The organism is Nonomuraea sp. NPDC052634, assembly GCF_040678535.1.
Lineage (GTDB): Bacteria > Actinomycetota > Actinomycetes > Streptosporangiales > Streptosporangiaceae > Nonomuraea > Nonomuraea fastidiosa.
Map to the genome: position 1 here is coordinate 120,269 of NZ_JBFATY010000013.1, position 16,360 is coordinate 136,628.

At 70.3% G+C, this 16,360-nt stretch carries 19 protein-coding genes; 13 read left to right on the top strand and 6 right to left on the bottom strand.

Features of this window, described 5'->3' with window-relative positions; genetic code table 11:
* Positions 1 to 136 precede the first annotated feature (136 nt).
* Positions 137 to 892: a methyltransferase domain-containing protein gene (locus AB0K67_RS35705; RefSeq protein ID WP_364068970.1), complete on the bottom strand. Its 756-nt coding sequence runs from the start codon at positions 890 to 892 to the stop codon at positions 137 to 139.
* Positions 893 to 1,015: 123 nt separating this feature from the next.
* Positions 1,016 to 2,098: an ABC transporter substrate-binding protein gene (locus AB0K67_RS35710; RefSeq protein WP_364068972.1), complete on the bottom strand. Its 1,083-nt coding sequence runs from the start codon at positions 2,096 to 2,098 to the stop codon at positions 1,016 to 1,018.
* A gap of 353 nt (positions 2,099 to 2,451) precedes the next feature.
* Here AB0K67_RS35710 and fdxA point away from each other — a divergent pair, with 353 nt between their 5' ends.
* The 3 genes from fdxA (at position 2,452) to AB0K67_RS35725 (ending at position 4,693) form a co-directional block, all read left to right on the top strand.
* On the top strand, positions 2,452 to 2,778 hold the full coding sequence (gene fdxA, locus AB0K67_RS35715) for a ferredoxin (RefSeq protein ID WP_364068974.1): 327 nt from the start codon (positions 2,452 to 2,454) through the stop codon (positions 2,776 to 2,778).
* 90 nt (positions 2,779 to 2,868) lie between these two features.
* On the top strand, positions 2,869 to 3,939 hold the full coding sequence (gene dapC / locus AB0K67_RS35720; protein ID WP_364068976.1) for a succinyldiaminopimelate transaminase: 1,071 nt from the start codon (positions 2,869 to 2,871) through the stop codon (positions 3,937 to 3,939).
* A 94-nt stretch (positions 3,940 to 4,033) separates the two neighbouring features.
* Positions 4,034 to 4,693 (top strand): DUF4178 domain-containing protein, encoded by a 660-nt coding sequence (locus AB0K67_RS35725; protein ID WP_364068978.1) that lies wholly within the window; start codon positions 4,034 to 4,036, stop codon positions 4,691 to 4,693.
* Between the two features lie 124 nt (positions 4,694 to 4,817).
* Here the strand turns inward: AB0K67_RS35725 and AB0K67_RS35730 are convergent, their stop codons facing one another.
* Complete coding sequence (locus AB0K67_RS35730; RefSeq protein WP_364068980.1) at positions 4,818 to 5,636, bottom strand: hypothetical protein; 819 nt, start codon at positions 5,634 to 5,636, stop codon at positions 4,818 to 4,820.
* A gap of 37 nt (positions 5,637 to 5,673) precedes the next feature.
* Here AB0K67_RS35730 and AB0K67_RS35735 point away from each other — a divergent pair, with 37 nt between their 5' ends.
* The 6 genes from AB0K67_RS35735 to AB0K67_RS35760 all read left to right on the top strand — a co-directional run bounded on the left by AB0K67_RS35735 (position 5,674) and on the right by AB0K67_RS35760 (position 10,619).
* Positions 5,674 to 6,507 (top strand): 2,3,4,5-tetrahydropyridine-2,6-dicarboxylate N-succinyltransferase, encoded by an 834-nt coding sequence (locus tag AB0K67_RS35735; RefSeq protein ID WP_364068982.1) that lies wholly within the window; start codon positions 5,674 to 5,676, stop codon positions 6,505 to 6,507.
* Positions 6,507 to 7,562: a succinyl-diaminopimelate desuccinylase gene (gene dapE, locus AB0K67_RS35740; protein ID WP_364068984.1), complete on the top strand. Its 1,056-nt coding sequence runs from the start codon at positions 6,507 to 6,509 to the stop codon at positions 7,560 to 7,562. The genes AB0K67_RS35735 and dapE overlap by 1 nt, the downstream gene beginning before the upstream one ends.
* A 281-nt stretch (positions 7,563 to 7,843) precedes the next feature.
* Complete coding sequence (locus tag AB0K67_RS35745) at positions 7,844 to 8,641, top strand: TIGR00730 family Rossman fold protein (RefSeq protein ID WP_364068986.1); 798 nt, start codon at positions 7,844 to 7,846, stop codon at positions 8,639 to 8,641.
* Between the two features lie 10 nt (positions 8,642 to 8,651).
* A complete protein-coding gene (locus AB0K67_RS35750; RefSeq protein WP_364068988.1) occupies positions 8,652 to 9,236 on the top strand; it encodes a TIGR00730 family Rossman fold protein in 585 nt (194 codons plus the stop codon).
* 82 nt (positions 9,237 to 9,318) lie between these two features.
* Positions 9,319 to 10,071: a hypothetical protein gene (locus tag AB0K67_RS35755; RefSeq protein ID WP_364068990.1), complete on the top strand. Its 753-nt coding sequence runs from the start codon at positions 9,319 to 9,321 to the stop codon at positions 10,069 to 10,071.
* Complete coding sequence (locus AB0K67_RS35760) at positions 10,068 to 10,619, top strand: DNA-3-methyladenine glycosylase I (protein ID WP_364068992.1); 552 nt, start codon at positions 10,068 to 10,070, stop codon at positions 10,617 to 10,619. The genes AB0K67_RS35755 and AB0K67_RS35760 overlap by 4 nt, the downstream gene beginning before the upstream one ends.
* 167 nt (positions 10,620 to 10,786) lie before the next feature.
* Here AB0K67_RS35760 and AB0K67_RS35765 read toward each other — a convergent pair whose 3' ends face one another.
* Positions 10,787 to 11,563 (bottom strand): enoyl-CoA hydratase-related protein, encoded by a 777-nt coding sequence (locus AB0K67_RS35765; RefSeq protein WP_364068994.1) that lies wholly within the window; start codon positions 11,561 to 11,563, stop codon positions 10,787 to 10,789.
* Positions 11,560 to 12,357, bottom strand: a complete 798-nt coding sequence (locus AB0K67_RS35770; protein WP_364068996.1) for a PaaX family transcriptional regulator C-terminal domain-containing protein — start codon at positions 12,355 to 12,357, stop codon at positions 11,560 to 11,562. The genes AB0K67_RS35765 and AB0K67_RS35770 overlap by 4 nt, the downstream gene beginning before the upstream one ends.
* A gap of 160 nt (positions 12,358 to 12,517) precedes the next feature.
* On the opposite strand from AB0K67_RS35770, the gene AB0K67_RS35775 reads away from it, so the two are divergent.
* Positions 12,518 to 12,685, top strand: coding sequence for a DUF3117 domain-containing protein (locus tag AB0K67_RS35775; RefSeq protein WP_020545024.1), 168 nt, complete (start codon positions 12,518 to 12,520; stop codon positions 12,683 to 12,685).
* Positions 12,686 to 12,767: 82 nt separating this feature from the next.
* Positions 12,768 to 14,174, top strand: coding sequence for a leucyl aminopeptidase (locus AB0K67_RS35780; RefSeq protein ID WP_364068998.1), 1,407 nt, complete (start codon positions 12,768 to 12,770; stop codon positions 14,172 to 14,174).
* A 157-nt stretch (positions 14,175 to 14,331) separates the two neighbouring features.
* On the opposite strand, the gene AB0K67_RS35785 is transcribed toward AB0K67_RS35780, so the two are convergent.
* Complete coding sequence (locus AB0K67_RS35785; RefSeq protein WP_364069000.1) at positions 14,332 to 14,970, bottom strand: O-methyltransferase; 639 nt, start codon at positions 14,968 to 14,970, stop codon at positions 14,332 to 14,334.
* 182 nt (positions 14,971 to 15,152) lie between these two features.
* On the opposite strand from AB0K67_RS35785, the gene sigE reads away from it, so the two are divergent.
* Both sigE and AB0K67_RS35795 read left to right on the top strand, forming a co-directional pair.
* Entirely contained in the window at positions 15,153 to 15,785 is a 633-nt protein-coding gene (gene sigE, locus AB0K67_RS35790) for an RNA polymerase sigma factor SigE (RefSeq protein ID WP_364069002.1), read from the top strand.
* A gap of 1 nt (position 15,786) precedes the next feature.
* Complete coding sequence (locus AB0K67_RS35795; RefSeq protein ID WP_364069004.1) at positions 15,787 to 16,317, top strand: zf-HC2 domain-containing protein; 531 nt, start codon at positions 15,787 to 15,789, stop codon at positions 16,315 to 16,317.
* The last annotated feature ends 43 nt before the right edge of the window (positions 16,318 to 16,360 follow it).

Sequence of the window (16,360 nt, forward strand, 5' to 3'; positions counted from 1 at the left end):
GAGGTCGCTCAGGCAGAAATTCATCCCGTTCCGTTCACCAGCCCCTCACGCCGCCGCAGCGGTGCAGCCATAATCTCGCCGCCCACGGAACAGACCATAGTCCGGCAAAACAGCCCTACGCATCATGCTCTACGCATCAGCGCCGAACGGCGGCAAAGCGTAGACGCACGTAGTCGGCCATCCAGCCGGTCTCCCTGCGGAGTGCGGGCGCCGCGAGTTCGTTCACGCGCCGGAGCAGGGGCTCCACGATGTTGGGGGGAAGCCCTTCGAGCGCCGACGCGGCGAATGTGCGGACCCAGTCGGCGGCGCCGCCGGGGCACTCGTCGAGGGGTGTGGGACGGTCGAAGTATTCCAGCAGCCTGACGACGAACCCCTCTTGTTCGAGGCGGTGCGCGTACTCGGCAGGCGTGGGAAAGTACCACGGCAGCTCGGGTTCGCGCAGGCCGTATTCGCGCCAGGCGGTCAGCATCGCGGTGGTCAGCTCGGCGCAATTGCCGGCTCCGCCCATTTCCGCGACGAAACGTCCGCCAGGCATGAGTGCCTCGCGGACGTTGGCGATGACGGCGCGGGGGTCGCGGCTCATCCAGTGCAGTGCGGCGTTGGAGAAGACCGCGTCGTACTTGTCCGCGACCGTGAAGTCGTGCCCGTCGCCGACGATGAAGTTGATGCCCGGGTATTGGGCGAGCGCCTTTTCGATCATCGCGGGCGAGCCGTCGATGCCGAGGACGTCCGCGCCCCTGAAGGCGATCTGCGCGGTCAGCACCCCGGTGCCGCAACCGAGGTCGAGCACGCGCTCGCCGGGGCGCGGGTCGAGCAGGTCGACAAGCGGCGCGCCCTGCGTGGAGACGTAGCCGAAGCTGCTGTCGTAGGCACGACTGTTCCACCGCTCCAAGCTCGGCGTGTCGTATCGCAAGACGATCAGCTCACAATCGGTCAGACATCGGGCCCCCGTGGCCGTGCTGTCCGTTCACTTTAGAGCCTGATCGTCCCTACGACATATCAAGTCACATGGGACTCATCCCACACTCTTGGTCCATTCCCTCTTCAGGTACGCCTTCGCCGCATCCGTCTGCGGGATCGTCATGAGCACCGGCGGGCCGGGCGGCTTGGGCAGCTTGGCGGCCTGCTCGGTGTCGAGCGTGCCCTTCATCAGCATCGCCTCGCCGCGCGCCGGGCGGGCGAAGCCCTTCTGCAGGAGGTTCTGGCCCTCGTCGGAGAAGAGGAACTCCTGCCAGAGGCGGGCCGCGGCCGGATGCGGGGCCGCCTTGTTGATCGCCTGCACGTGGTAGCCGCCGAGCGCGGCCCCCTTGGGGATGACGACCTTCCACGCGTCGCCCTGCAGGGCGCTGCGCGCGGCGTTGAGGTGGTCCCACGAGACGACCACGTTGGCCTTGGACATGTCGGTCAGCCGACCGGCCTGCTTGAGCTTGGCGAACAGCTCCACGCCCTGCTCGGGCCTGGGTGCTCCTGAGGTGGACCCGGAGCTCATCGACGCCGCCATCACGCCGCCGAACGCCGCCGACGAGCGCAGCGGGTCGCCGTCGAGCGCGACGCGGTAGCCGGGCTTGAGCAGATCGGCGAAGGAGGCCGGCGGCTTGACCGCGCGCGGGTCGTAGCCGATCGACATGTAACCGCCGTAGGCGGCGTACCAGGCGCCCGACGGGTCCTTGACGTGGTCGGGCAGGTCCTGCCAGCCCTGCACCTTGTACGGCGCGAACTTGGCGGCCCCGTAGACCGCCATGTCCATGGTCAGGTCGAAGACGTCGGGTTTGAGCTGGGTGGCGACGTCGAGCTCGCGCTTGCTGTTCGCGGCGGGCTCGAGTTCGTTGATCTTGATGTCGTACTTGTCGGCGAAGGTGTCGAGGATCTCGCCGAAGTTCACCCAGTCGCGGGGCAGGGCGATGACGTTGAGCTCGCCTTCGCGCTGCGCGGCCTCGACGAGGCGCTCCATGGTGCCGAAGCCCGACTTCAGCGAGGTGGCCTTGACGTTGACGGGCGGCAGGTTCTTGTTCTCTGTGGTGGCGGTGTCGGTGGACGACGCGCCGCATCCGGCGCTGGCGAGGATGGCTGCTGCGGCGGCGCAGGTACGTACGGTCACAGATTGAATACTTACCGCTACATCCTCCCAGGTCGAGGAGGCGCGGCCGGTACGACCTTGGCTGCCACCAGCGTCTCCTCGGGGATCTCCACCACCGTGCCATCCCTTTTGCGGACCTTGAGAATCCCGTCCGACCACGACACGAGGATGCCCACCGCGTCACGAAACCCGCCGGGCACGCGCCTTCTGGTAGTGATCCGGGCGCCTATATCGTGACTTGTGATGGCGACGACGAGGCGTCCGGCCACGAGTTTGCCCCCCTCCGTTTCGGCCAGCGAGCAAGCACGGCAATACTAGGGCGTAGCAAACCGCGGTCAGAGTCATGCCATGGTGCGGAGAAGAAGGAGCTCGAGGTGACCTACGTCATCGCGCAGCCTTGCGTGGACGTCCTGGACAAGGCGTGCATCGAGGAGTGCCCCGTCGATTGCATCTACGAGGGCGAGCGCATGCTTTACATCCACCCCGACGAGTGCGTGGACTGCGGCGCGTGCGAGCCTGTGTGCCCCGTCGAGGCGATTTTCTATGAGGACGACCTTCCCGAGCAGTGGAAGGACTTCTACAAGGCGAACGTGGACTTCTTCGAGGACCTGGGCTCGCCCGGCGGCGCCTCGAAGGTCGGCAAGATCGAAAAGGACCACCCGATCGTGGCCGCCCTGCCGCCGCAGGGCGAGGGTCACTGACGATCGTTTCCTCGTCGTGCACGGGCGCATCCGGCCGGATGCGCCCCGTACGCGCGCGCCTCGTACGGCGACGCAACACCCTGGAGAACCGTGAACAACCTGCCTGACTTCCCTTGGGATCGGCTGGAGCCGTACAAGCAGCGCGCGCTGGCACACCCTGACGGCATCGTCGACCTCTCGGTCGGCACGCCCGTCGACCCCGTGCCGCAGATCGTCCAGGACGCGCTCATCGCGTCCGCGAACAGCCCCGGCTATCCGCTCACCCACGGCACCAAGGAGCTGCGCGAGGCCGCGGCCGGGTGGCTGGAGCGCAGGCATGGCGTGACCGTCGACCAGCGCGACGTGCTGCCGGTGATCGGCACCAAGGAGTTCGTCGCGTGGCTGCCCTCTTACCTGGGCGCCCGCAAGGTGGTCTTCCCCGAGCTGGCCTACCCCACCTACGACGTGGGCGCCAGGCTCGCCGGAGCCACGGGCATCGCCTCCGACAGCACGCTCGCGCTCGGTCCCGAGCGGGTCGATCTCATCTGGGTCAACTCCCCGGGCAACCCCACGGGCCGGGTGCTGCCCGCCGAGCACCTGCGCAAGGTCGTCGACTGGGCCCGCGAGCGCGGCGCCGTCGTGGCCTCCGACGAGTGCTACATCGAGCTCGGCTGGGAGGAGCGGCCCGTCTCGATCCTGCACCCCGACGTCTGCGGCGGCTCCCACGAGGGGCTGCTCGCCGTCCACTCGCTCTCCAAGCGCTCCAACCTGGCCGGCTACCGCGCCGGGTTCGTGACCGGCGACCCCGCCCTGGTCAAGCGGCTGCTGGAGATCCGCAAGCACGCCGGCATGCTGATGCCGAAGCCCGTACAGGCCGCCATGACGGTCGCGTTCGGCGACGACGAGCACGCCGACCGGCAGCGCGAGCGCTACGCCGCCCGCCGCGAGCTGCTGCGGCCCGCGCTGGAGAAGGCCGGCTGGACCATCGACCACTCGACGGCCGGGCTGTACTTCTGGGCCACGAACGGCCAGAGCGCCTGGGACCAGGTCGGCAAGCTTTCCGAAATCGGCATTTTGGTCGCGCCCGGTGAGTTCTACGGATCGGCAGGTGAGCGGCACATCCGGGTGGCGCTCACGGCCACCGATGAGCGGATCGCTGCGGCGGTGCGCCGCCTCCAGTAGGATCACCCGGCGAAGCCCGGCGGGAGCCGGGTTCGCGCGCATAAATTGATAAGGGCTTATGCCGAGGCAGACCGCGAGTGGAGCGAGCTGATCGATGAGCGTGACCTCCATGGTCGTTCTCGGGCTGAGCATCGCCACCGTCTTGCTGCTGCTTGGCGCCTTCTGGGCCACCCTGCGGCAGGACAGAAAGGGTCGCTCAAGCGCCGCCGCACCGGCCGAGGTCGCCTCAGTCGAGGCCCCGCTGGCGGCGCCGGTGAGCGTCCCTGGTCGAGCCGGCACCGACTACACCGACCCTCGCACGATCCAGGTCGGCGACCGGATCGAGGTGCACGGGTCGCCCGCGCGCGTGCTCGGCGCCATGCACATCTCCTGGCAGGGCCAGCAGTGGGTGGAGTTCCTGCTGCGCGACAGCTCGCGGCGGCTGCAGTGGCTCTCCGTCGAGGTGCGTCCCGGCGACCCGCCGCACCTTGAGGTGCAGCTCTGGAACGATGTGCCGACCCAGGGCATGGTCCCCGCCAAGAGCTCGCTGATCATGGAGGGCGTGGAGTTCCACCCCATCGAGCGGGGCACGGCGGCGTTCAGGAGCGAGGGCGACACCGGAAACCCCGACCGGGGGCTGCTCGACTTCGCCGACTACCGCGCCTCCGACGGGCGGCTGCTGTCTTTCGAGCGCATCCAGGGCCGCGCGTGGACCGCCGCCTACGCCCAGCCGCTGCCGCCCGGCTCGATCTCGATCGTCCGCCGCGCGTCCTGACCCCCGGGACGGCTCGCGCCTCCTGATCACTCCGAACACGCCCGGAACAGGGCGCGCGCCCCGACCTGTCACGACAGGCGGGTGCGCGTCCTGACCTGTCACGACAGACCGCGCGTGTCGACCATCACGACAGCTCGACGCGGCGGGTACCGGCCGTGCCGCCGTCCTGCCAGCCGTCGGCCTCGATGTCGTTGAGCCAGGTGGCGCCGTTGTAGCCGACGCGGGTGATCGCGTACTTCTCGGCGTGGGCCACCGACCAGGCCGCCACCAGCCAGCCGCGCCGCTTGCTGGTGATCGCGGTGCTGCCCAGGGCCCTGGCGAGCTGTTTGCGCGCGGCGGCGGTGCGCGGCTTCGGCGCGGGGGTCTTGTCGGTCGGATACCAGCAGTCCACGGCCCGCGGCACCCGGCCGGTGAAGGCGGCGGCGAGGATCTTCGCATCGCCCTCGTGCGGCGCGTACGCGTAGCCGCCCGCCGACCGCTGCACCGCCTGCGCCGCGTCCGCCAGCGGCATCTTGTGGTAGTCCTTCACCTTGACCAGCGCGGCGAAGAACTTGTTGGTGGCGTAGACCGGGTCCTGGAGCTGCTTCTTCGTGCCCCAGCCCTGCGAGGGCCGCTGCTGGAACACGCCCACCGAGTCGCGGTCGCCGTAGTCGAGGTTGAGCAGCTTCGACTCCTGCAGCGCGGTGCCGTACGCGATGACCACGGCACGCTCGGGCAGCCGCCGCCGCGCCGCCACGGCCGCGATGGTCGCGGAGATCTGCGCCTGCTCGGGGGAGAGCGTCAGCACCCCCTCAGGCGTCTTGACCACGCAGAACGGCTCCTCCTGCACCGCGAGGCGGGGCGTCCGCTTCAGCAGGTGGTACAGGCCCACGGACACGCCGACGGCGAGCACGGCAACGATGATCGCGATGGTGATGACTGCACGGGAGAAGCGCGGGCGCACGCAGGAAAACCTACCCGGCCGGATAAGCTCCCAGGGCATGAGCAACGTGCGCACGACGTCTCCGCTGCCCGCCGCGGTGGACGAGCTCTGGGAGCGCAGGGCCGAGCTGTCGCCCGCCGACGCCGAGGCCCGGCACCTCGTGGTGAGCGCGATCGACCTGCTCGACCGGGGCGAGGCCAGGGTCGCGAGGCTCGTGGACGGCGAGGTCGTGGTGGACGAGCGGGCCAAGCGCGCGATCCTGCTCGGTTTCAAGGTGCTCGGCATGACGCGCTCGCAGGTCGGCGACTTCCACCACCACGACAGGGTGCCGCTGAAGAGCTCGCTCGAGGGCGTACGCGTGGTGCCCGGCGCGATCGCGCGGTGGGGCGCGTACATCGCGCCCGGCGTGGTGCTCATGCCGTCGTTCACCAACATCGGCGCGTACGTCGACGAGGGCACGATGGTCGACACCTGGGCCACGGTCGGCTCCTGCGCCCAGATCGGCAAGAACGTGCACCTGTCGGGCGGCGTCGGCATCGGCGGCGTACTGGAGCCGCCGAACGCGGTGCCGGTGGTCATCGAGGACGGCGCGCTGATCGGCAGCCGGGCGATGATCGTCGAGGGCGCCAGGGTCGGCGAGGGCGCGGTCGTCGGCGCGGGAACGATCCTGTCCGCGTCGATGCCGGTGATCGACGTCGAGACCGGTGAGGAGCTGTCCCGCGGCGTGATCCCGCCGTGGTGCGTGGCGGTGGGCGGCACGCGGCAGAAAGAGTTCCCCGGAGGCACGTTCGGCCTGCCGTGCGTGCTGGTGCTCAAGCGCCTGGAGCCGGGGAGCAGGCACGACAAGGCGGCGCTCAACGATGTGCTGCGCGAACACGGAGTGAACACCTGATGCTTGACCTGACCCAGGACGTACGCGACCTGACCGCCGCGATCGTGGACATCGAGTCCGTCAGCGGCGGCGAGAAGGCGCTGGCCGACGAGGTCGAGCGAGCGCTCGCCGCGCTGCCGCACCTCAAGGTGACCCGGTCGGGCGAGACGGTCGTGGCCCGCACCGAGCTGGGGCGCTCCGAGCGCGTGCTGATCGCGGGACACCTCGACACCGTCCCCGTCGCCGGCAACCTGCCCAGCAGGGTCGAGGGCGACCTGCTCTACGGCTGCGGCACCACCGACATGAAGGCGGGCGTGGCCGTCGCGCTCAAGCTCGCCGCCACCCTGCCCGCGCCCAACCGCGACGTCACCTACGTCTTCTACGACTGCGAGGAGGTCGAGGCCGAGCGCAACGGGCTCGGCAGGGTCGCGCGCGAGCACGCCGACTGGCTGGCCGCCGACTTCGCGGTGCTGATGGAGCCCACCGACGGCGTCATCGAGGGCGGCTGCCAGGGCACGCTGCGCGCCGAGGTCATGGTGACCGGCAAGCGGGCGCACAGCGCGCGCTCGTGGTTCGGGGTCAACGCCATCCACGGCATCGAGCCGGTGCTGGCCAGGCTCAACGCGTACGAGCCGCGCCGGCCGGTGGTCGACGGGCTCGAATACCACGAGGGGCTCAACGCGGTGGGCGTACGCGGCGGCGTGGCCGGCAACGTCATCCCCGACCTGTGCGTGGTGAGCGTCAACTACCGCTTCGCGCCCGACCTGTCGATCAAGGAGGCCGAGCAGCACGTACGCGAGGTCTTCGACGGCTTCGCGGTGAACATCGTGGACGCGGCACCCGCGGCGCGGCCGGGGCTGACGCACCCGGTGGCGGCGGCGTTCACGGCGGCGGTCGGCGGCGAGCCGCGCGCCAAGCTGGGCTGGACCGACGTCGCCCGCTTCTCCGCGCTCGGCGTGCCGGCCGTCAACTACGGCCCTGGCGACCCCAACCTCGCGCACCAGCAGGGCGAGTACGTGTCGCTGCAGAAGATCGTGGAAAGCGAGCGCGCGATGCTCGACTGGCTGTCCGCCTGACACGGCCACCGGGACTCTTCCAACGGGCCCCTCACGTGAAAGTGGCCTTCCTCGCCGGCCATTTGGCGGGGAAGACCACTTTCAGTCCCGAGCAGCACCCTCGCCGATTAGACGCGGGCGGGCCGAAATCTGGTTCCCTGCTTCTTACAAGTTTTTTCAGAACGCCTTCCCACCTCCGCCACCTGCGGTTTCGTCCCCGGCACGCATGCTGGAGACGCGCAGGGGCGGCGAGGAGGCCGAGCTCGGACCGGCCACGCACGAGAAGGGCTAGCGTGATCCGCATGGAAAAGATCCGTCGAGAACGCCGACAGGGCCAGGCTTTCGTGCGCGGCAGCCTCGTCCCCCGCTCCACCCACGACCAGCGGCTGCTCGCCCCCCAGGGGCCGACCGACTGGGTGCACATGGACCCGTGGCGGGTCCTGCGCATCCAGGCCGAGTTCGTGGAGGGCTTCGGCCAGCTCGCCGAGCTTCCTCCGGCCGTGACCGTCTTCGGCTCGGCCCGTACGTCCCCCGACTCGACCGACTACGCGCTGGGCCGTGCGCTCGGCCGCAAGCTCGCCGAGGCCGGTTACGCGGTGATCACCGGCGGCGGGCCCGGCGTCATGGAGTCGGCCAACCGGGGCGCGAGCGAGGTCGACGGCGCGATCTCGGTGGGGCTCGGCATCGAGCTGCCGTTCGAGCAGCGCATGAACGACTACGTCGATCTCGGCATCGAGTTCCGCTACTTCTTCGTCCGCAAGACGATGTTCGTCAAGTACTCCTGCGGCTTCATCACGCTGCCCGGCGGCTTCGGCACGCTGGACGAGCTGTTCGAGGCGCTCACGCTGGTGCAGACCCAGAAGGTCACCTCGTTCCCCGTCGTGCTGCTCGGCAGCGAGTTCTGGGGCGGGCTGATCGACTGGATCAAGAGCCAGCTGCTCGGCACCGGCAAGATCGCCGCCCAGGACCTCGACCTGATCACCGTCACCGACGACCCCGACGAGGCCGTGCGCATCATCGTCGAGTCCGACCGGGCCCGCTCCCGGCAGCGTGAGGAGGAGATCGCGGCCGCCGCGGCGCAGCACGCGGAGCCTCAATAGGCTCGGCGGCGTGAACATCTGTGTCTACTGCGCCTCCAGCCAGACCATCCACGCCAAATACATCGAGCTGGCCGCCCGTGTCGGCACCGAGCTGGCCCGGCGGGGCCACACGCTGGTCAGCGGCGGCGGCTCCGTGTCCTGCATGGGCGCCGTCACCGCGGCCGCCCGCGCCGCAGGCGGCCGGACGATCGGCGTGATCCCCCAGGTCCTGATGGACATGGAGGTGGCGGACGAGGAATCGGACGAGCTGATCGTCACCGACGGCATGCGCGAGCGCAAGGGCGTCATGGACGCACGCTCCGACGCGTTCCTCGTGCTGCCCGGCGGCATCGGGACGCTGGAGGAGCTGTTCGAGATCTGGAGCGCCCGGGTGCTCGGCATCCACGACCGCCCGCTGGTGCTGCTCGACCCCTTCGGCCTGTACGACCCGCTCAAGGCGCTGGTCGAGCGCATGTACGACGAGGGCTTCACCCGTCCCGACGTGTTCGACGCCATCTCGTGGACCACGACGGTCGAGGAGGCGTTCGCGCACCTCGAAGGGCGTGCGCAGCCGGTCAGACCGAGCGTCGCCGAGCTGGGCGAGGCGTCCGGCTGACCGGTGTCCGCGCCGCCCGGTGACGTACCGGTTGCGGCATGTGCGGGACCTCGTGCCCCGATGCAATGAGTACGATGCCCATGTGCTGGTCATACTCGCCATCGCCGCCATCGCCATCCTGGTCTGCGTGGTCCTGGTCTCCCTGGGCAAGGGCGGTGAGCTGACCGAGTTCCCGCCCGACGTGCCCTCGCTCGACCTGCCGGAGGCCGGGCAGCTCACGGCGGCCGACGTCATGGCCATCCACCTGCCGGTCAACCTGGTCGGCTACCACACGCAGAGCGTCGACGAGACGCTGCGCAGGGCCGCGGGGGCGATCAGCGCGCGCGACAACCGCATCGCGGTGCTGGAGCAGCGGGTCTCCGAGCTGCTGTCCAACCGGCTGTACGCGCGGCAGGAGAGCTACGCCGCGCCGGGCGCCGGGCCGCGCACCGAGCACGCACCCGAGGCCCCTGCCGTGTCCCGGGAGCTGCCGGAGTCGGGCGACCCGGTGACCTCCAGCGGCGCCTCGGTGTCGTGGGACGGCGGGGCCCGGCTGACCAGCCCGCCTGAGGACCCGGAGTGGCGGGTGCCCGGCGTTCAGACTCAGCATCAGGCGGACGCCCGGGCGGAGGCTCCGGGCGAGCCCGTCGGTGAGACGGAGGCCGGCGGCGAGGCCGCCGGCGAGGCCGGCGATCAGGCCGCCGACACGACCGACACGACCGACACGACCGAGGCGGCACAGGCGAAGGCCGACGAGAAGGCTGGCGACAAGGCCGAGGAGAAGGACGGCGAGCCGGAGCGCGATGCGTCCGTGCGGGCCGGGCTCAACGGCCAGGGGGATGATCAGGGCAAGTGACCGAGCCGATCCGCTGCGCATGGGCCGGTCTGTCCGACCCGATGTACCTCGAGTACCACGACAAGGAGTGGGGCCGCCCGCTCAAGGGCGATGACGCGGTCTTCGAGCGGGTGTCGCTCGAGGCGTTCCAGTCGGGCCTGTCGTGGCTGACGATCCTGCGCAAGCGGGAGAACTTCCGCGCCGCCTTCGACGGCTTCTCGATCCCGAAGGTGGCCGCGTACACGGGCAAGGACGTCGAGCGGCTGCTCGGCGACGCGGGCATCGTACGCAACCGCGCCAAGATCGAGGCCGCCATCACCAACGCCAGGGCCGCGCTCGACCTGCCCGGCGGCCTGTCGGAGCTGGTGTGGCGGTACGCCGAGCCCGACAGGCCCGCGCCGCGCACCATGGCCGACGTGCCGGCCGCCACGCCAGGCTCGAAGGCGCTGGCCAAGGAGCTGAAGCGGCACGGGTTCGTGTTCGTCGGCCCGACCACCGCCTACGCGCTCATGCAGGCGATCGGGCTGGTCAACGACCACCTCGCGGACTGCGTCGCGCGTAGGTGGTGAGCGCGACGGCGTGGCTGCGCTTGGAGCCGTGACGGGCTCGAAGGCGCCCGCTGTGCCGTCGCCGGTGTGATCCCGCCCGCCGGCGGCCCGTACGCGTCTCCACGGCCACCCTGGCCCCGTCGAGCAGGTGACCGCCGGCCCCGCCGAGGTGCACCCGTACCGGCCGGTCACTCTCCGCTGAACGTCGGCTGCTCCTTGGCGAGGAAGGCGCGTGTGGCGTTGCGGTGGTCCTGGGTGGCGGCGCACTGGTCCTGCAGGTCGGCCTCCAGGGCGAGCGAGTCGGCGAGGGCGTGCGTGGCGGCGTAGGCCAGCGCCCGCTTCGTGGCCGCGTACGCCAGCGTGGGTCCCTGCGCGAGGCGTGCGGCGAGGTCCGTCGCGGCCTTCATGACGTCGTCGGCGGGCACCACGCGGTTGACCAGGCCCAGCTCGAGCGCGCGGGCGGCGTCGATCGCCTCGCCCAGCAGCATCAGCTCGGCGGCGCGGCCATGCCCGACCAGGCGCTGCAACGTCCACGACGCGCCCGAGTCCGGCGCGAGCCCGATCCCGGCGAACGCCAGCGCGAACTTCGCCCGCTCCGAGGCCACCCGCAGGTCGCAGGCGAAGGCCAGCGACGCGCCCGCGCCCGCGGCCACGCCGTTGACGGCGGCCACCACCGGCTTCGGCATCGTGCTGATCAGCTCGATGATCGGGTTGTAGTGCAGGCGCACGGTGTTGGCCAGGCCGTGCCCCGACTCCAGGTTGTCGGCGTGCTCGCGCAGGTCCTGGCCCGCGCAGAAGGCCCGGCCCGAGCCGGTCAGCAGCACCGCCCTGACCGCGCGGTCGTGCGCGGCCTTGCGCAGCGCGTCGTGCAGCGCCTGCTTGGCCTCGACGGTCAGCGAGTTCATCGCCTCCGGCCGGTCGAGCGTGATGGTGGCGACGGCGTCGGCCACGTCGTAGCGGATCACATCAACTCCCTGTCGACGAACGCGGCGGCCGCGGGCAGCAGCCTGGCGGCCTCCTGCTTGAAGAAGGCCCTCGCCTTCTCGCCCGGCCAGCCCGGCGGCAGCAGCTCGGGCGGCAGGCCGGGGTCGCGGAACAGGAAGTTGCGCCACCCGTGCACGAGCCTGCTGCGGGTGGCGAACACCTGATCGGGCGGCGCCTCTTCTGGCAGCGTGCTGATCAGCGTGACAGCCTCGGCCAGCCAGTGCTCGTACGCCTCGCCGATGGCGTCGAGATCCCATGCCCTGGCCACCAGCTCGCGCGGATCGCCTTCGAGCGCCGCGTCGAACCTGTCGGCCCGCACTCCTTCGCTCTCCAGCAGGTTGTCCAGCTCGATCGAGGAGCGCGGGCCGATCCACGTCGTCTCCGACAGCGACGCGTACCCCAGGAAGGTCAGATCCGCCCTGAGCCGCTCCCTGCGCTGCCGCTCCTTCACCGGCTCGAAGACGATGACGTGCCAGCGTCCGTGCCAGGTGAGGGTTCCAGCTCGGTAAATTCTCAGCGCGGCCTCATCAAGCCGTCTGACGCACTTCGGGGTCAGCCCGTAGCCCGCTCCCTGCGGCAGCCTCACCGGTCTCAGCCATCCCTGACGCACCATCCGCGACACCGCCGTACGCACCGCGGGAGCCGCGATTTCCAGGGGTTTCATGAGACGTACGAGGGCGGCTATGGTGGCCTGCCCGCCGCGAGAACGCAGGTGATCTCCGTAGAGGTCGAACAGAGCGGCGCGAGCGTGCACGAAGTCCAGTTTGGACGCCATCGCCTGGCTCGACAACGCATTCTGGGAGGAGATCGTTACCCATGAGCGCTCTCGATGCGGGAGAATAGGACATCACAGAAGACGTGAATGCGCCGGCCACCCTCCCGGGGTGGTCGGAAATCGCGGGCCGCGGGAGCCCAAGGCAGGAAGGGATACACGCATGGCGGCGATGAAGCCGCGGACCGGCGATGGTCCGCTCGAGGTCACCAAGGAAGGGCGCGGCATTGTCATGCGAGTCCCTCTGGAGGGTGGCGGCCGGCTCGTCGTGGAGATCTCCGCCGACGAGGCCAAGGCGCTCGGTGAGGCGTTGAAGAACGTCGTCGGCTGAGCGCTCCCCGGAGGAAGACCCTTGTTCTACGACCCTGGCGTGGCCACGACGCCAGGGTCGCTCACGTTTGAGGAGAGGTTCCGTGCCCATTGAGACCACTGCTTCGGTGGTCACCGAGGTTCCAGGCGACGCCGAACTGCTGGCCGTCCCCTACGACTCCGATCTCAGCCCGTCCGTCGAGCTGCCGCTTCCGGCCGCGGACCTGCTCGCGCACTACAACGCCAAGGGCGAGGCAGGCGAGATCGTCGAGGTGCCGGTCGCGCGGTCCGGCGGCGTGGGCCGGGTCCTGCTGTACGGCGTCGGCGACGGCTCACCGCGCGACCTGCGCACGGCCGCCGCCGCGCTGACCAGGAAGGTCAAGGGCAGGGAGACGCTGACCGTGGTGCCGCCGTCCGCGGACGACCTCTCACCGTTCGCGGAGGCGGCGCTGCTGGCGGCGTACACCTTCAAGATCGGCAAGCCGGGCAAGGAGCCGGTGCGGTCGCTCGTGTTCGCAGGGGCGGACGAGGGCCAGGTACGGCGCGCGGAGACCGTCGCGCAGGCCGTGGCCTTCGCTCGCGACCTGGCCAACACGCCGTCGTCGGTGAAGAACCCCGCCTGGCTCGCCGAGCGGGCTCAGGAGACCGGCCTGCCCGTCGAGGTGTGGGACGAGGAGCGGCTGCGGGCCGACGGCTTCGGCGGCATCCTCGCCGTCGGCCAGGGCTCGGCCAGCCCTCCGAGGCTCATCAAGCTCTCCTACACCCCCGACGAGCCGGCCACCCGGCACGTCGTGCTGGTCGGCAAGGGCATCACGTTCGACTCGGGCGGGCTGTCGCTCAAGCCGACCGACAACATGAAGACCCAGAAGACCGATATGGCGGGCGGTGCGGTCGTCATCGCCGTGCTGAAGGCGCTGGCCGCGCTCAAGGCCCCCGTACGCGTCACCGGCCTGGTCGCCGCCGCCGAGAACATGCCGTCGGGCACCGCGCAGCGGCCCAGCGACGTGATCACCCACTACGGCGGCCGCACGGTCGAGGTGCTCAACACCGACGCCGAAGGCCGGCTGGTGCTGGCCGACGCGCTGGCGTACGCCGACGCCGTGCTCGACCCCGACGCGGTGGTCGACATCGCCACGCTCACCGGCGCCATCACGGTCGCGCTCGGCCGCGCCTACGGCGCCGTCTACTCCTCCGACGACGAGCTCGCCGAGCGGCTCGTGGCGGCGGGGCAGGCGGCCGACGACCGGCTGTGGCGGATGCCGCTGGTCGAGGACTACCGGCCCGCGCTGGACTCGCAGATCGCCGACCTCGCCAACGTCGAGTCCGGCAACAAGTTCGGCGGCGGGTCGATCACCGCGGCGCTGTTCCTGCGGGAGTTCGCGGGCAAGCGGCCGTGGGCGCACCTCGACATCGCGGGCGTGGGGCGCAGCACGGCCGACGAGGGCACCCTCACCAAGGGCGCGACCGGCTTCGGCGTACGCGTGCTGCTGGAGTGGCTCACCAAGAGCTGACGGGCACCACCCGCCGGCCGGGGCTCACCGGGCCGGCGGGCGCCGCGCCCGGGGGCGAAGGCCCGACGGGCGCCGCGCTCGGGAGCGGAGGCCGGCCGCCGGCCCCTTGAGGCGGTTCGCCTGGGCCGGCGGGTCAGCCGGAGCTTGCAGTCCTGGATCAGTCGGAGATCTTCACGGCGGCCAGCAGGCCGTCGCCGAGCGGCATGAGCACCGAGCGCAGCCGCTCGTCCGACTGCACGAGCTTGCCGACCTCGCGCAGCGCCACCGTGTCGGTGTCGCGCTGAGCCGGGTCGGCCACGCGGTTGTGCCACAACATGTTGTCGAAGGCCACGATGCCGCCCACCCGCAGCAGGCGCACGGCCTCGGCCAGATAGTCGGCGTACTCCTGCTTGGCGCCGTCGGCGAAGACCATGTCGTACCCGCCGTCGGACAAGCGCGGCAGCACGTCCAGCGCGCGTCCTGAGATGAGCCGCACCCTGCTGCCGGAGAACCCGGCCTCTGTGAACGCCTGACGGGCCAGCCGCTGGTGCTCGGGCTCGACGTCCACGCTCGTCAATGTGCCGTCAGAACGCATGCCGCGCAGCAGCCACAGCCCCGACACGCCGCAGCCCGTGCCGATCTCGACGACCGACTTGGCGTTGATGACGGTCGCCAGGAAGCACAGGGCGGCGCCGCCGCCGGGAAGGATGGGTGTGGCACCCATCTCCAGCCCGCGCTGCCGCGCCGCGTGCAAGATCTCATCCTCGTGATGGAACTGCTCCGCATAGGCCAGAGTGGCCTCCACCGGAGTGGTCATCGGCCTCCTCCCCCACTTTCATGCGATAGGTCGCGAGGTATACGCGTGATTGGCACCGATCGCAGCCTAGGGGAGACACGCCGGGACGGGAACTCAAGAGGGCATCGAGGCGTTGCAGGTTTAAACGGGCTTTGCCGGTCCGGAAGGCAGGCAGTGCGCACGAAGGGACGAAACCAGGCACTATGGCGGTAGCGGTGGTCCCAGAGAGAGGAGTTCTGGTGGACGAGAGCGACCACCAGACCGATACTCCGGTGTCGTCCGAGTGGACGCCTCCCACCTGGGAGGAAGTGGTGCGGACGCACTCCGCGCGCGTGTATCGGCTGGCATACCGGCTGACCGGCAATGTCCATGACGCCGAAGACCTGACGCAGGAGGTCTTCGTCCGGGTCTTCAGGTCGCTGTCGAGTTACACCCCGGGCACGTTCGAGGGGTGGCTGCACCGGATCACGACCAACCTGTTCCTCGACATGGCGCGGCGCAAGCAGCGCATCAGGTTCGAGGGGCTCGCCGACGACGCCGCTGAGCGGCTGCGCGGTCGTGAGCCGTCCCCGGCTCAGGCGTTCGATGACGCCCACCTGGAGCCCGACATCCAAGACGCCCTCGACGCGCTCGCCCCCGAGTTCCGGGCCGCGATCGTGCTGTGTGACATCGAGGGCCTTTCTTACGAGGAGATCGCGGCCACGCTCGGCGTCAAGCTGGGTACGGTCCGAAGCCGTATCCACCGTGGCCGGGCGCAGTTGCGGGAGGCTCTCGATCACCGAGCCCCCCGTAATACTCAACTCCCCCCGACCGTGATCCGTGGGGAGGAGATCTGACATGGCTCATTTGGGAGAACGCGCTTCCGCGCTTGTCGATGGAGAGCTGAGCCACACCGAGCGCGAACGCGCGCTGGCTCATCTGACTTTCTGTGCTGACTGTCGTCGTGAAGTCGAGTCGGTAAGGGCGCTGAAGTCCCGCCTGCGCTCGCTTGAGATGCCGGCGATGCCGGCCGACCTGACGATGTCCCTACTTCGCATGGCGGAGCCCGGCGGCCCGTTGCCGCCGCGGGAACGCCCTTTTCCAACCCGTACGTTCGGGGGAGTGCCCATCCCCGGGCCGCACACGATCGCCCCCCTCGACAACCGTCCGCGGCGCGACGGCAGTGGCGGGGCTTCGGGACCTGGCCGCGGTGGTAGCCGGCGGCGTTCCACGTACGTGGCGGTCGGCGTGGTTTCGGCGGCCGTGGCGCTCGGCACCTTCTTCGCCGCGAGCGGAATCGGGCAGAACAATCCCGCTCCTCCGGTTGAACTGTTCCAGCAGCAGGCCCGTACTACGCCTACGAACGCCTCATCCAACGCCACACCTTGACCTCGGGGTCACCACGTTGATGCCGGCGGACATTCGGTTGGCG